Genomic DNA, 15,157 nt, shown 5'->3' with positions numbered 1-15,157 from the left:
ACGTTATGTTTTATTTAAATAAATCCATACTGTTTGGCAACTCGATCAAAATAGTCCAGGCAGTTCTTGGCATACTGGCGCTTTTCTACATAGCTTCCTGGAAAAAAGCTCTTTTTAAAGCCGTAAGCCACCATGTCTTTTAAACGTTTTAACGGAATATCAAAGTTATCCAGCGCCAGCTGGTATTCATTGCATACCGTGGTGTTCGATACCAGCCGATTGTCGGTGCATATTACTGTCGCCATTCGATTATCCAGCATGGCTTTAAATTGATGCTGCCGAATATCAGTGAGTTGCGGGTTGGTTTGCAGGTTACTGGTCAGGCATACTTCTATGGCGATACGTTTGTCGGCGATATAGCTGGCCAGATTACGAATGTACGCGGCTTTGTCGGCAATATCCGGGCTATGAATCATGTCTGGAATAAACATAGAATAACCATGGCCAATCCGATCGGCATAGCATTCAGTAATGGCTTCGAAAACGCTTTCGGCACCATAGGCCTCACCAGCATGCAGGGTTTTCAGCATAAAATGCTGGTGGGCATACTCGTACACTTCCTTGAATTTGCTGGCTGGATAGCCCGACTCCTGGCCTGCTAAATCCAGGCCCACTATCGGCATCGCGTGTTGATCTCGCAACCGCACACTGGCCCGCACCAATTCCATCGCCGCCAGTTTAATCACGTCCATTGGCTCAAAGTCGCGCATTAGCTGAAATAAGTTGGTGTAATACGGCGAAAAGCCTTTATCGCCAAACATCCGCATCGCGCAATTGATAATGCCATAACCAAACGGGGGTTTATTACCGCTAAGCACAGCTTCAGTGCGGTTATATTCATCCTGCGCCCGCTTCAAGCCATTATTAACCGCATGCATCACCTGATCAAAATCGATACCCCGACTTAAATCAATCAGCAGTTGCGGTGCAAACCTTACTTCGATGTAATTAACGCCCTCGTTCTGGTTATCAATGGCTAGTTCGTACGCAGCTTGTTCTAAATTTTCGGGGTCGCGCAGCACAGCACAGGTATATTGGAAACAGTGCAGGTACTCAGCCAGATTCTGATATTTGTCTTTAAATACCAACTGTTTCAAGCCGTCAATACTTTGCGACGGCAACTTAGTGTCCGTGCGCTTCGCCATGTCAATCAGACTGTCCAGCCGCAGACTGCCATCTAAGTGCAGGTGCAAATCAGATTTTGGCATAGCTTTAATAAAATCAGCAGAATAACGCGGCATAACAGCTCCTTTGAATGGTCTTGCCATAGTGTAACGTAAAACAGCTTTCAGGTTGACCAAAGTCTTTGTCACAAGCCGCCGTCACACTTGGTGGTGCCGCCTTTTTCGCCAGTATTTTTTCAACCAGCGTGGTGCGAATATCAGTATCAGCGTCACCAATACCAAGGTGCCAATACTGACGGCGACGTCTGTTTTGTCGGTGCTTTGCAACAGAGCACTGAGCTGGCTGCCGGCGAAATTTACCAGCGCGATGCCCGGTATAATGCCGATTGCAGAGCCTGCCAGATAAGGCCAGAACCGGATATGGGATGCGCCTGCCATAATGTTGGTCAGGGTAAAAGGCGCCAGTGGCAGAATGCTGATCAGGATCATGGTTCGGATGCCCCGATCGCCAATAAACCGCGATATATTCAGCATGCGTTTACCACCAAACTTCAATAACGGCTTTTGGCCAGTACGCCTGCCAATTTCATAACTGACAATTGCTGACATCAGGGTGCCCAGGGTCGCATAACAAAAGCCCCACCAGGGGCCATACAGAAAGCCGGTCAGCACCACCAGAATGGTAAGCGGAAACATCAACAGCAACAGCAGCACAAAAACAGTGATCAGCAGTGGCCATAGCCATAACTCGCCATGCCAGCTAGCGGCAGTAGCCACCATGTGCTTTGCCTGTGCTACCGACAACCAATCGGAATCCCAGGCAAAGCGCCATAGCAGCGCCATTAGCAGCAACAACAGCAACAAGCCGCAAAACAGCCACAATGGCCGTTTGTTGTTGCCTGTGATACTCATCGATATTACCGCTCCTGCGTTAATTGAATGTAATAGATTATATTATAAATCTGAGCAAGGGTTGTCTCTTAAAAACCGCAGCGAGACAGGTCGATGTTCCAGTCTTAGTCTACCCGGCACTTTCAGTTACCTTTAACTGGTTTATCGCGATTAAAAAAGGTTTTGGCATGGTTTAAATCGTCCAGGTGCTGTCTATTGGCTGTTAGCGCCCGCCAGTCCGCGGCTGACCACAAGCGGAACGGGCGATGCTGCGGTTGTTGTTCGCTAAAGCGGGTTTTTAGCATCCCTACATCGGTAAATTTTGCTTCGCCATCATGAATAAGCAATGCACTGCTGGTTTGCTCGGCTTCGACCGCAAGTAGCTGGCCATCATACAATGCCGCTGGCTTTGCTAGCGGGGTGTGGCCAATGACCAGAGCTTTCACCTTGAAAGAGGCCAATATTTGTTGCAGGTGCGCCTCTGGCCAATCGCCACCGGACACTGCTTCATTATTATCCGACAGTAGCGCCCGGTACTGACTTAACCCACTGCTACCGTAAAACAACGAATAGTCAGCCTCGCTCACCTGATCATTAGTTTGCTGCAAAGTGTCGTGGTAGCGCTTATTAAGCTGCGCTACGGTTAAACCGCTGGCCAGTACCTGTGGGCTTACACCTCCGTGAGTAAACAAATAGTCACCCATTCTGGCAATAATCGGTTGCTGTCGCAGCCAGCCACCCAGAATGGTATCAGCAGCAAAACTTTGCTCGTAAGGCATAAGTTGTTCAATAGCCCAAAAATGCTCAGTTTCTACCCGATCAACCAGACCGCGCATCACATATTGCTCATGATTGCCGTGTAACAGCAGTAACTGGCCACCTTGCTGTTGAGCCTGCTGCGCCAGCTGGTATAACCGCCATAGTAAATCGTACACCTGACGTCCTCTGTCGACGGCATCGCCCAACACAATGAGCTGACCGTTGCCAAACTGCCAGTCACCATTGGCATCGGTTACACCGCTGTTACGGGCCCAATGCTCAAAAAATTCGATGTTGCCTTCCAGATCGCTAATTACGGCAACTGCTGCCGGCGTCGCTATTTCAGCATTGATGCTAAGCGGCGAGCCGGCCAGCTGGTAGTGATATTGCCGCCCCTGGCAATCTAACCGTGCATTGACTGTAGCAAGTGGCAACTCCTGGGTAATACGTTCATGCTGACACCAGGCTGTTAACTGCAGTGTCGAAGTATTTTTGACAATAACCGGGCCTTGCAAGCCAGATACTGCCGGCTCACTCGCCTGAACACTGCCAGCTGCATTCCACTTTATTTCGCCTACGACTATTGGCAAATATACCTTGCTGTAAACGCCACCTTTGGTTAATTCAACCGTGGCATTTGCCAGTATTGCCAATAAGACCACCAACAACACCAATAGCGTAGCCACGAATATTTTTAATAATGCTTTCATTAACGCCTGCTTTTATATACAAAAAATAAACAATCAGGCTTTATATATCGAAGCAACGATAAAAACAATGCCTTCCGATCTAAGCTATTGCTTTTTAATATTATCTGACTTAAAACAGTGAATATTCAATCGTGTTAAGGGCTATACATGAAAATATCGCTACTACTATCCTTGTTGGCGACGTTGCTGGTGTCTGCGACATTGTCAGCTAATACCACGCCGTTCAGCCAAGGCCGTCAACTTATTAGCGCAGCTGACTATCAGGTGCTGAGCCCACGCCAGCGAGTGGAGCCAGAAAACCGCATCCTCAATGAGCGGCTTGAAAAGCTGTTACCGCAGTTGATGGCTGAATCAGACCTGGATATGTGGTTGGTCATTAATCGGGAGTATGCCGAAGATCCGGTATATTTTACCTTGGTACCCCAACCCACCTTTGCGGCGCGGCGCACCACTATGTTGCTGTTTAGCCGTCTGGCCGACGGCACTATAGAAAAACTGTCGGTGAATCGTTACCCACTTGGCGAACCTTATACATCGGCCTGGGCGGGCGGTAATTTAACCGAACAATGGCAGGCGCTGGCTGCTGAAATTGTTAAACGCCAACCGAGAAGCATTGGTATTAATAGCTCTGAACATTGGCCAGTAGCCGATGGCTTAACTTCCGGCCTGCATCAGCAGCTGCTGGCCGCACTGCCGGCAGATTACCAAAGCCGGCTGGTATCGGCTGAACAGTTAGTGGTGCGCTGGCTGGAACAGCGAACCCGCAGCGAGCTGGAGATTTATCCGCAAATCGTAAGTTTAGCCCGCGCGGTTATTGCCGAAGCGTTTAGCAATAAAGTGATTACCCCCGGTGTTACCAGCACGGATGATGTGGCCTGGTACCTGCGTGAACGCTTTGAGCAGCTGCAATTACCGGTATGGTTTATGCCTTACGTTAGCCTGCAACGTGCCGGTATGGCGTGTGCAGCTGACAGTCCATCCTGCGGCAGCAGTGGTATTATTCACCGCGGCGATGTTTTGCATACCGATGTTGGTATTTGCTATCTGAAACTGTGTACCGACACCCAGGAAATGGCTTATGTGTTGCTTAATCACGAGAGCTCGCCACCACAGGGCTTGCTAGCAGCGCTGGCCACCGGTAATCGCTGGCAGGATATTCTTACCGCTGAATTTAAAACCGGCCGTAGCGGTAATCAAGTATTGGCAGCGACCATTGCCGCCGCTAATAAAGCAGACATTAACAGCAGCACCTACACCCACCCATTGGGTTTTGTCGGCCATGCGCCGGGGCCAACCATAGGCATGTGGGATAATCAGGGCGATACGCCGGTGCAAGGTGACTGGCCACTTTATGCCAATACCGCTTACGCCATTGAAGGCAATATCAAACAGACCGTGCCAGAGTGGAGCCAACTGGTACAGATTAAGCTGGAGCAAAGTGCCTACTTTGATGGCAGACAGGTTATTTATCTGGCCGGCCGGCAAACGCAGTGGCATCTGATTCGCTAAATTTTTCATACCGTTACGGTATCTAACGGCCAACCCTTTGTATTTGCAAAGGGTTATCAGATCAACTACTCTTCAGGCGTAGCGTAGCGTTAAATCTCCATGTAGTTAATCTAAGTCAACAACGAAGTTCGCCGTAAAACAATCAGCTTAAGGATGTATACATGATGAATAAATATCTAACAGCCAGTGCCATGTTAATGTTTGCCGGGCTCATGGTAATTGCCAGCCCTGCTGTCGCAGGTGTTTACACTTCTGATCAAGTGATTGCTACACAACAATACCAATACAATAAACAGCAAGTACTCGCCTTTGTCGATACGGCAGAAGTTCAGCAAAAATTGCAGACGCTGGGTGTCAGCCCGGCAGATGCTAAACAGCGCATTGCCAGCATGACCAACGCTGAGCTGGAAGCGTTTAACTCCCAGCTAAACGATATGCCCGCAGGTGGTATCGTTGGTACTATCGTTACCGTGTTGGTGGTAGTGGCAGTGCTTGATCTGATGGGCATTACCGATGTGTACCCGTTTATCCGCCCTATCTGATAAGTGCTTTTTATCCGCTTTACATTACAGGCCAGCCTGTTGGCTGGTCTGCTACTTGGTTTAACCGCATGCCAGACTCCGCCACAAACTAAACAACTATTGGCAGCACCGCCGGCCATTGCTGGTCAGCATGTGATTGCTCAGGTGCCGTTTTATCCACAGCAGGCGTTCTTTTGCGGACCCACAACCTTAGCAGAAGTTGCTAACTTTCATGGTTTGAACACCAGCCCGGAACATATTGCGCCTAACACCTTTACGCCTGCGCTGGAAGGTACCTTACAAATTGAAATGGCCGCAGCAACTCGTCAGCTGGGCATGCTGGCCTATCAGCAGCGCGGCACGATGAGCCAGTTACTCAGTCTGGTTGCCGATAATATTCCGGTGATTGTGCTGCAAAATAATTCCATTAGCTGGTTACCTCAGTGGCATTACGCGGTCGTTGTGGGTTATGACATCAATAGCAGAGAAATGATTTTACATACCGGGGTAACTGAAGCACACCGGCTGAACTTCTCAACCTTCGAGCGCACCTGGCAGCGCGCTAACTACTGGCTGCTGGCCATGTTGCCCCCTGAACTGGCCAGCACCCAGCTTGACCCTTTTGTTTACACCAAAGCCTGTCAAGATCTTATCAACACCAGGCAAACAAATGCTGGCCTCGCTGCCCTGATAACGGCTACCAGGCAGTGGCCAGACTACTGGCTGCCGTACTTTTTACTGGGTAACCATTACTATGCAACCGAGCCACTAATGGCCGCCCACTGGTTTGAACAAGGTCTGCCCAGTGCCGGACAACAGATACCCTTCCTGAACAATTATGCGGTGCTGCTCAGCGAGCTTGGCTGCCACCGTCAAGCAAAAACATTAATTGCAGCTGCGCTGTTGTTAGCACCGCAAGACAGCAACCTGCTTGATAGCCAGCGACAAATTGGTGTTGCTGAACAAGCGGATAATGCAGCAGCGTCGCAATGCCAGGTCAGCACCTAATCCTCAGCTGACATTTATTGTTTACAACAACATTATTAACAGAACATCCTTGCATTAGTTAGCTCTACGTTCTACTTTAAATAATATGTACCACTTGATGTAATGGTACATATGGTTTTATAGTAAGTTTCGGCTATCCCAATCCGAAGTTTGATAACAAAGGATCTCAACATGTTTTTACATCACCTTACCCCTGCGCGTGCAATATGATTGCGATCGATCTCAGCTCATCGGAGCCATTGTTTAACCAGTTAATCCAGCAAATTAAAAAGGCTATTGAGCAAAACGTTTTAGTACCTGGTGATCAACTTCCATCAATCCGGCAGTTGGCGTCAGAGCTGGATATTAATTCAAAAACTGTCGCTAAGGCTTATCAGCTGCTGGAACGAGATAAAGTTATCGAATCGAAAGGATACCGAGGTAGCTTTGTCCATCTTCATGCCCGGGAAAATGTTCAGATTAATATCGGCGAATGGCTTCATACCGAGTTAGCAAAGGATATAGCGCGTTACCGGGCAATAGGCGCCACTGATTCCGAAATAAGGATCGCGTTCAATCATGCTATTTCAAATGACAAAAGGTAAGGATATTTTATGTTTAACTTTCAATCAGAATCGCAATACTTCGTGCCAATGCTGCAGGTTTTGGTGACACTGGGTTTAGTGCCCATTATTAGTTACCTGCGTTATTTATATCTGGCAAGAGCATTTGCCTGCCCGGCGTTTCCTGCGGCAAAACCCGCTATAGCCAAGCATACCAACAACTCACTTAAGGTATTTATGCCTCTGACATTTGTCTGCTTTGCGTTTGGTATTGCGGTTGCCTGGCAAGCGCAGAGCAATCAAAGTGAATTATTTAACTGGGACAACCAAGCCGGACTGATGGTATTGTTTTTCATCGCCGCGATCCCGATTCTGCACATCGCGCTAAAACAAAAACAACTTTATGCTATTCTGCTGCAATATACTGACACTATTCGCACTGCATCGCTAAAACCGATCAAATGGTATCAGCTATTGTCACCCTCTTTAGTTTTGGCCGTGGTCGCAGCGCAACTCCTGTTTGTCAGCACCGTGTTTTATTTTAAACAGCATCCTTTCCCGGGGTTTGCTGGTTATGCCAACCTGCTAGGGGCGCTTCTTCTCAACGGAGTATTTATAACTACGTTATTCACGATTTACCGCAGTAATCAATTTAAGGCAATTAAACTGCCTGAACACCGCCAGGCAATTAAGTCAAAACTGTTGGATGTAAATCTCGTTATCTGGCTGATTGCCCTGCTTAATCTCTCACTCACGTTGTGGATATCAGGTACGCAATGGGTCGAATACAAGTTGTTAGTCCAATCGTTATACTTGCAGTTTGTTATTGTCACCATGGCCTACACGCTAACCTTACCTGCCAGCGTCATAAAAGCAGCAGATCAACCCTGACCGGTAGTGATCAGCCGGGCTTTTGCTTGACAGGAATAGCGTCCAACAGCTTGATAATAGTGCGGTCATTACCCAGCCGCGCTAAGTCGAGCAGATAGTCTTTTTCGAGCTTGTGCATAGTCTGACCAGCCAGTATGTCCTTTACCAGTGCTGATTCACCGTTGGCTATCGCCGTTTTCAATGCTTCAAAGTCTGCAATACTATGTTCTTTCTGATGAGGATTTTCTGTGGTCATTGTGCCTCCCTGAGTTAGTTCTGGTCATTGACGCAAGCGGTTACTTCACTGCAGGCAACTCGCCCCAGTTAGTGGTGTAAGCAGGTGACAACATGTCGCGCTTCATGCTCCATTCCTGTTTACCACCCTGACTGGCGAACCAGATGGTCTTGCTTTGTTTGGCGTTAAGTTTATCGATAAGTTGCATCAGTTTCTGATCGGCCTGTTGTCGCCCCGGCTGCTCAGCCACATTGGCCTGCTCGCAAAACAAGTCGGGTTGAACTACCCCGGGGTCGTAAAAATCAGTCAGCATTACCCCGGCTTTGGCGTAGCGGTGGCCATTTACCCATAACGCATCGAGCAGCTGCATGGCTTTAGCTAAAAATAACCGGGTATCGCTGGCGGGCGTGTCGAGTGCCACACTTTTGCTGGCACTGTATGGCGGATCCTTATCGCTGAATGGGCTGGTGCGCATAAATACGGTCAGGTGTTTTGCCTGCTGCTGCTCATGACGCAGTTTATTGCACGCCCGGCTAATATATTCGCTGATGGCCTCGCACATCTGGTGTTTATCGGTTATCCGCTGCCCAAACGAGCGGCTGGAAATAATCTGCTTTTTGGTCGGCGCTATGTCTTCCAGCACCATGCACGATTCACCATTTAGCTCACGCACGGTGCGCTCGACCACGACTGAAAAATGCTGCCGGATATAATTAGGGTTAGCATCGGCCAGTTGCAGCGCGGTGTCTATCCCCAACTGCTGCAGCCGTTTGCTAAGCTTGCCACCAATACCCCACACCTCATTTACTGGCAGCAGTGCCAGTAATTTGCGCTGACGACTTCTATCGGTTAAATCGACCACCCCACCGGTTTTGTGCCAGGTTTTGGCCGCGTGATTAGCCAGCTTTGCCAGCGTTTTACTCGGCGCTATACCCACACATACGGTAATGCCCTGCCACTGTTGAATACGCTGACGAATCTCCAGGCCAAACGCCGTTAAATTTCGCAGCGGCTGCAGCCCCGCTAAATCGAGAAACGCTTCATCTATGCTATACACCTCAACCTTTGGTGCCATTGCCTCCAGGGTGCTCATTACCCGCTGCGACATATCGGCATAGAGTGCATAATTAGATGAAAAAGCCCGCACGCCGTGCTGGCGCATAAGCGCCTGCACCTGAAACACCGGCACGCCCATTTTTATGCCCAGTTGCTTCGCTTCTTTAGAGCGTGCTACCACACAGCCGTCGTTGTTCACCGTTACACATTTAACCTAAAAAAATATGAGAAACCCCTTTAAAAATAAGGCTTGTAGCGGTTTCCATTAATTCTCACTAAATTTTCAAGTAAAGTTGAGAAAAATCTTAAATTGCCTCTCAAAATTCTCAACTTATTGTCGGTGAAATACACTTTTTAAAGCTGATATCTAAAGCGGTCTTTACCGCCGCATTTAAATATATAAACACCCAGAGTACGTACAATAAATTTCTAATATTCTGGATCTTAAACGATCGCATCTGTTCTCAATTTTTTGTTGAAAGATTCAACTGTCACAAGTAACAGAAAATTGCATTAAATAGACAAGACGAACTCACTGACCGGAACAATATTTACTCCTTTGAGACATAAATACATTGGTTTCTTTTTCTGATAACTACACCATACGTGTGAGATGTCACACGTTTCCGATTCTAAAAAACTTGAGATAAATTCTGGATCATCCAAGATCCGTGACCATAAAACTTAATTTTCCGAAGCCTGAAAGTACCATGATAAGCAATGAAAATAAGAATTGGAGACTAATAAGAAATAAAGTTTACACATTGCATGACTATCAAAGTCTGGCTGTAGATAATTAATCAATTCCCTTTTGAGCATTGATAAACTCCAGCACTTTTTGCTGTTGCTCAGTGCTTAGCTTATGAAACGACATCAGTAACTTAGCCATTTCATCAGAATCACAATAGAAGTAGGCAACAGGGACGTCTAACTCCTCTGCTAGCTTCTTGGCCATATCGTAGTCAGGCAGGTGTCGGCCAGTCTCGTAATGATTCATGCGGCTGCTTGCAGTATTAATGTCGAGCCCAATGCGCATACCAAGCTCTTTTTGTGTGAGGGCTTTCGCTTTTCTGGCCTGTTTAAGTCGAATTGGGAAAGGTGTATGTGATGCCAAAGGATGTTCATTTTCTGATACCGGAATACTTAGATTGTCTTAGTTTTTGATAGTAGAGTATACTTAGGAATCCTAAGTTTTGCTATATCCTATCCGCATCCACAACTGTCAGGAAAATGTAGTATGTCAGTTCGTAAAACTTTGCTTGCCCTTATTCACCAGCATCGATTAGATAATTTCACGATTAGCGACTTAAAATCGATATGCACAGGTCTTATAACAGCTACCTCAAGTAAACACCTGGGGATAAAAATCTATAAGCAGGTATGGGTGCTGAGTCAAGAAGGTGTTTTAACGGTAAGCAAACATCCGACAGAACCTCAGAAAAATACTTATTCTTTGAGTGACAATGGCCAACAGTTAGCAGAAACCATGAATACCGCTGCAATTCCCACAGCAAACAATAAAAGACCGGACTTAGTTGCGTTGCATAGAAAGCTTAATGATTACAGCACCGCTCTTGCATCTGCCAGTGCAGAGGCACAGGAGTATCAGGAGCTGTCCCGTGAATTCCCAGAGCTTAAGCATTCTCTTCAGTCAAAATTCATGTCAGCAAAAGAACGTGCCGTTATGTATCAGGGGCGTCTGTCTGCCATAGAGAGCGTTCTGCAGGATTTTAATTAATGCTGCTACGTCATTGGCAAGAAGACTGCGCATCATTGGCACTTCAAAAGTTTCAGCTTCGGCAAAGACATTTCATGGCATTGGCGACACCCGGTGCGGGTAAAACAGTAATGGCTGCGGTAGTTGCAAAACGGTTGTTTGATGCCAATGAAATTGACTATGTAGTGTGCTTTGCCCCCTCAGTTGCCGTGCTTAATAGCATGCGCACAACATTTTCTTCAGTATTAGCTAAGCCTATGCATGGGCAACTGGGCGCAGCCGGCGGAGTTTTTACATACCAGTATCTTGCCAGCAGTAAGACAGCTGACTGGAGCTTTTTGACAACAAGCCGGGTGTTAGTGGTTTTTGATGAAATTCATCACTGTGGGGGTGACGAGCCAGAATTGGCCAACGCCTGGGGGCGAGAGGTCCTGCGTAGTCTGGGCCGTCATGCGAAGTACATATTGTCAATGACTGGCACCCCATGGCGCAGTGATCTGGCGCCAATTACTCTGGCGAGCTATATCGACCCAGATAAGACGATTCATTGTGACTATGTCTATGGCATTGCCGATGCTATTAAAGATGGGGTATGCCGGCTGCCGGAAGTCGTGTTGATCGACAATGATAAGTTGGAGGTAAATGAGGAAACCTACGGTTCGCTTAAATCAGCAATAGAGCATTCTGAGCTTCGGTATTCAGAGCTCCTGGCAGACAGTCAGGCTTTGCGCTATCTGTTAACTAAAGCGGTACAGCAGCTTAGCATCGCAAGACAAGAGCAAGCGAATGCTGCTGGTTTAGTTGTCGCCAGTTCAGTACGTGAGGCCAGGCGAATAAAACACATATTGCAGAGTGAGTTTAATCAAACGGCTGTAATGGTTACCTACCGGGAGCCATCTCCGCAAGCCGTTATTGAAAGCTTCAGAACATCCGACACCCAATGGATAGTCAGTGTGTCAATGGTCTCAGAGGGGACAGACATACCCCGGTTGCGTGTTTGTGCACATCTTAGTTTAGTCAGAACAGAATTGTTTTTCCGCCAGGTGCTTGGCCGCATACTAAGATTGATGCCCGGGATAAGGAATAACAAAGCATGGTTGATAAGCTTCGCAGAAAAATCCCTACTGGAATTTGCGCAGCGTTTGCAGCAAGACATTCCGGAAAAAATAATTCGCTTTGAAAAGGAGGAAACGCCGGCAAGCCAAGAGCTCCAGCTTAGTATGAGAACTGTTAGCGACACCGGTCAGAAAGCTAAAGTTCAGGCTTTGGGGGAAAGTTGGAATTGCTATACATCAGAGCCCGAAGAGAACCTGGGCAACTCTGCTTTACTATTTAGCCTAAAAGGCAGCTATAGGCAGCAGGTATTTTCGATATTCTAAAAGTTAGTGGCTTGAACGTGTTCGGTTCTGTCAAAAAAATCTGTTAATTAATTTATGCTGGGCATATGTCAATTTGAGCAAAAAAGTACATCCATGCTTTGCTTATGGAAGGATTTTAGGGATAAAGCGGTGATAGGGTAGTCAAATTCCGAGTGGGAGATAACGACCGAATGTTAGTTCTAGTTATAAGCTATACCGCTCAATCATTGCAATATATTGTTTCATTGCCGATCTGTAATTATTTATTGTTTTTTTGGACACCTTCCCCGCAAGTTTTAAGCATATATTTTGAATGTTCTCAGGTGTCCTTAAGGTGCTCGGGGTCACGCTCATATCTAGGTGTCGTGAAACACTGTTTAGATAAGAAACATAGGACTTTACCGAGTCAGCGATTCTATCATTTTGGCCGACACCCTCAGCTCTGATGTATGTTTCAAATTTGTCTTGGTGCAGAATCATTTCGAAGATCTCTATTAAAACTATACATTGATTTCAAAATATCCATTTGCTGTTGTGTATCCACTTTTACGCGTTCACGGGAATGCAGCGATAAATATTGAAAATGTTAGAGCGCAAAGTGCTACCGTAGCAAATATTGAATATCGTAGTTTTGACCTAACCTTTGCATCCTCGTTATCAATATCAATTTTCGCAGAATTTATATTTATGGCCTCGTCCTTAAAGCTTTTCAATAATTCAGCGAATATATCTGAATATTCTTTCTTTTGAAAATCCAGCATGGTGAATTTCCCAATGAGGTTTAATAACATTAGAATTGCTAGAAGTGCTACCGTAACTAAAACAGCTATATTTTTATAAAATGCAATATCGTTAATATATTCCACGTTTAGTTGATTTATTTGCGAGGTCGCAAACCAAATCCCTGCAGGAAGTGTTAGTAATTTAGTTGCTATAGCGTCAAAAACATCATGGATTTTCGAGATATATGCAGTTCTCTTTTCAAGATATTCTTTTCTAACTTTATCAAACGTGTAACTTTCTACATAGCTCTGATAGCTCAGCAGAACGTTAGAAATTAGAGAGCTCATATGCTTTATCAAATAGCTAAACCGTTCTTTGACATGTATGTCTTTAAGAAAGCTAACTAATTCTTTGCAAATCAAGCAATTTATCGCTTCTTGATGTAGATCTTTGTTTAAGAGCTTTTCTAAGGCATCAACATCAATAGCGTAATCGAGATCGGCTTCTACTAACACAAACTCAAAGGTTAACGGTCTTTCAAAAAATATTGTCTTGTCCCCACCCTCTGTTGACTCAGCTAAACGTTTAACAAGGTGGTATACCTTTTGTACATTGAGATAGTTAGAATATTTTACCTCTTGCGAAAAGGGAGTAAGCAGTGTTTCCGTTTCAGTAAAAAAGATATACTTAGCAGGAGACTTAACCTTTGTCTCATTTGTTAAAACCGCTTCCCAATTTCTGCAAATGACATAATCACCTTTGGAAACGTTTCCTGAGAGGTCAACTTCAAAAAAGTAACTATCATCAAATCTGTCTATATTTATTTGGTTCAGAGTAATACTTGATTTTGCTGAACCATCTTTAAAATATGAGTAAGATCCTGATGTTAGTTCTTTCGCTTCAAGGAGAGAAAGGGCGGCTTTCAATTTTGAGTTGAGTTTCAGCTTTCCTTTGAAATCACCACTTATCAGCTCTTTGTCTTCCAAAGCTGAAAATACTGAACTGTAAATTTCAATGACATGCTGTGTCATGTTGCTAGAGTTTCTTCATCTTCTGCCGCCGCTTGATCTTCCTCAATAGCAACGCGTAAAGAGTCCGGAATATCTGTAAAAATTAACTGACCGTTATCATATTTGACTGTTGTATTTAATAGCTCTCGGTCAAAACTGATGGAAATACCTTTGCCGCGACCAGAAATTTTCTTATATCGTTTTAAAATTTTAGGGTCTATTGCAATTTCTTCAGGCAAATCGTGATTTTCTTTCGCAAAAATGCTGAAAGATTCTGCTTGATCAGGAAAAACGTGATTGGCAACGTGGTTTAATTTTATCTCATTTCCTGCTTTTTGTTGTTCTTTTATAAAGTCATGCGCTTGGGCCACTTTCAAGGCAATAACTTCTTCTGTCATTTCACACTGATTTTTACCAAAATCTTGGATGGCGTCCTTTAACTTTTGCGTTTCAATTTGTGCAGCGTGCTTATCACGTTGGCATCCAATGTATTCCTCAAAATAGTCACGTACTTCAGAGGCCAAGCCTGCTCTAAATCTAATGTAGCGAGTACTAATACCATCTTTCCATTGAGATAGGTTGATTGAAGCTCCTAGGTGAAGCTTTTTGAGATCTAAGATTTCGCTTGCTACGACATCAAGATCATCTTCGACGTCAATCCCCTCAGTTTTATTTAGTACTGCTACTGCCAACCAATCAGAGCCATTTTTTTCGTATTGATAGAAAACAAGAAAACCACCTTTGACAGATTGGAGGGTATCTCTGCTTATGATGTTCTCGTATCGGTCCGCAAGTTCTCTAGTTAATTTTACGAAGTCAGAACAGTTCTCATCATCTTGAGGGTAAAAGCTAACAAGTTTCTGTTCAAAAACAGGGTGTGCACTGTTGTCACCGTCAACACCAAACTCGCCTATATTGAGATGTGCATTTGAAAAGAGTTCGATCAAACCATCAGTGAGCTGAGCCGCCATGCCAGCGGTACTATTTTCAGCTTCTCTGAGTTTCTTAAAAACCTTTTGACCATCATTATCACGTTTTACGACGTGGATAATCACATGTTTGATCGCCATACAACCCCTTGAATACAAGCCAAGGACAGCGTTCTCATTATGAATTAAGCCATC

Annotated in this window: 15 protein-coding genes; 7 read left to right on the top strand and 8 right to left on the bottom strand. The window is 45.5% G+C overall.

Features of this window, described 5'->3' with window-relative positions; all coding sequences use genetic code 11:
- Positions 1-14: 14 nt before the first annotated feature.
- The 3 genes from B2Q61_RS04870 to B2Q61_RS04860 form a co-directional block, all read right to left on the bottom strand.
- Positions 15-1,241, bottom strand: a complete 1,227-nt coding sequence (locus B2Q61_RS04870; RefSeq protein ID WP_290620067.1) for an adenosine deaminase family protein — start codon at positions 1,239-1,241, stop codon at positions 15-17.
- A gap of 81 nt (positions 1,242-1,322) precedes the next feature.
- Positions 1,323-2,036 (bottom strand): TVP38/TMEM64 family protein, encoded by a 714-nt coding sequence (locus B2Q61_RS04865; protein ID WP_290620065.1) that lies wholly within the window; start codon positions 2,034-2,036, stop codon positions 1,323-1,325.
- Positions 2,037-2,158: 122 nt separating this feature from the next.
- Positions 2,159-3,484, bottom strand: coding sequence for a metallophosphoesterase (locus B2Q61_RS04860; protein ID WP_290620063.1), 1,326 nt, complete (start codon positions 3,482-3,484; stop codon positions 2,159-2,161).
- 147 nt (positions 3,485-3,631) lie between these two features.
- Here B2Q61_RS04860 and B2Q61_RS04855 point away from each other — a divergent pair, with 147 nt between their 5' ends.
- The 5 genes from B2Q61_RS04855 (at position 3,632) to B2Q61_RS04835 (ending at position 7,955) form a co-directional block, all read left to right on the top strand.
- Positions 3,632-4,993: a M24 family metallopeptidase gene (locus B2Q61_RS04855; protein ID WP_290620061.1), complete on the top strand. Its 1,362-nt coding sequence runs from the start codon at positions 3,632-3,634 to the stop codon at positions 4,991-4,993.
- Positions 4,994-5,154: 161 nt separating this feature from the next.
- Positions 5,155-5,535 (top strand): PA2779 family protein, encoded by a 381-nt coding sequence (locus B2Q61_RS04850; protein ID WP_290613556.1) that lies wholly within the window; start codon positions 5,155-5,157, stop codon positions 5,533-5,535.
- Positions 5,536-5,574: 39 nt separating this feature from the next.
- Positions 5,575-6,522 carry a PA2778 family cysteine peptidase gene (locus B2Q61_RS04845; protein ID WP_290620059.1) on the top strand — a complete coding sequence of 316 codons (948 nt, stop codon included), beginning with the start codon at positions 5,575-5,577 and terminating at the stop codon, positions 6,520-6,522.
- 206 nt (positions 6,523-6,728) lie between these two features.
- A complete protein-coding gene (locus tag B2Q61_RS04840; protein ID WP_290620057.1) occupies positions 6,729-7,106 on the top strand; it encodes a GntR family transcriptional regulator in 378 nt (125 codons plus the stop codon).
- 9 nt (positions 7,107-7,115) lie between these two features.
- Positions 7,116-7,955, top strand: coding sequence for a hypothetical protein (locus B2Q61_RS04835; protein WP_290620055.1), 840 nt, complete (start codon positions 7,116-7,118; stop codon positions 7,953-7,955).
- Between the two features lie 10 nt (positions 7,956-7,965).
- Here B2Q61_RS04835 and B2Q61_RS04830 read toward each other — a convergent pair whose 3' ends face one another.
- From B2Q61_RS04830 to B2Q61_RS04820, 3 genes are all read right to left on the bottom strand, one after another.
- Positions 7,966-8,190: a hypothetical protein gene (locus B2Q61_RS04830; RefSeq protein ID WP_290620053.1), complete on the bottom strand. Its 225-nt coding sequence runs from the start codon at positions 8,188-8,190 to the stop codon at positions 7,966-7,968.
- Positions 8,191-8,230: 40 nt separating this feature from the next.
- Positions 8,231-9,424, bottom strand: coding sequence for a translesion error-prone DNA polymerase V subunit UmuC (umuC, locus tag B2Q61_RS04825; RefSeq protein ID WP_290620051.1), 1,194 nt, complete (start codon positions 9,422-9,424; stop codon positions 8,231-8,233).
- A 597-nt stretch (positions 9,425-10,021) separates the two neighbouring features.
- The gene (locus B2Q61_RS04820; protein WP_290620049.1) at positions 10,022-10,339 is read right to left on the bottom strand and encodes a helix-turn-helix domain-containing protein; all 318 of its coding nucleotides are present in this window, start codon (positions 10,337-10,339) and stop codon (positions 10,022-10,024) included.
- Between the two features lie 123 nt (positions 10,340-10,462).
- Here B2Q61_RS04820 and B2Q61_RS04815 point away from each other — a divergent pair, with 123 nt between their 5' ends.
- Positions 10,463-10,963 carry a hypothetical protein gene (locus B2Q61_RS04815; RefSeq protein ID WP_290620047.1) on the top strand — a complete coding sequence of 167 codons (501 nt, stop codon included), beginning with the start codon at positions 10,463-10,465 and terminating at the stop codon, positions 10,961-10,963.
- Positions 10,963-12,321, top strand: coding sequence for a DEAD/DEAH box helicase (locus B2Q61_RS04810; protein WP_290620045.1), 1,359 nt, complete (start codon positions 10,963-10,965; stop codon positions 12,319-12,321). The genes B2Q61_RS04815 and B2Q61_RS04810 overlap by 1 nt, the downstream gene beginning before the upstream one ends.
- A gap of 533 nt (positions 12,322-12,854) precedes the next feature.
- On the opposite strand, the gene B2Q61_RS04805 is transcribed toward B2Q61_RS04810, so the two are convergent.
- Both B2Q61_RS04805 and B2Q61_RS04800 read right to left on the bottom strand, forming a co-directional pair.
- Entirely contained in the window at positions 12,855-14,054 is a 1,200-nt protein-coding gene (locus B2Q61_RS04805) for a hypothetical protein (protein ID WP_290620043.1), read from the bottom strand.
- On the bottom strand, positions 14,051-15,103 hold the full coding sequence (locus B2Q61_RS04800; protein WP_290620041.1) for a nucleoid-associated protein: 1,053 nt from the start codon (positions 15,101-15,103) through the stop codon (positions 14,051-14,053). The genes B2Q61_RS04805 and B2Q61_RS04800 overlap by 4 nt, the downstream gene beginning before the upstream one ends.
- Positions 15,104-15,157 lie beyond the last annotated feature (54 nt).

It is taken from the genome of Arsukibacterium sp. UBA5043 (assembly GCA_002415085.1).
GTDB lineage: Bacteria > Pseudomonadota > Gammaproteobacteria > Enterobacterales > Alteromonadaceae > Alishewanella.
The sequence above is the reverse complement of the archived record's forward strand: the minus strand, read 5'-3'. Positions and strand labels throughout refer to the sequence as shown.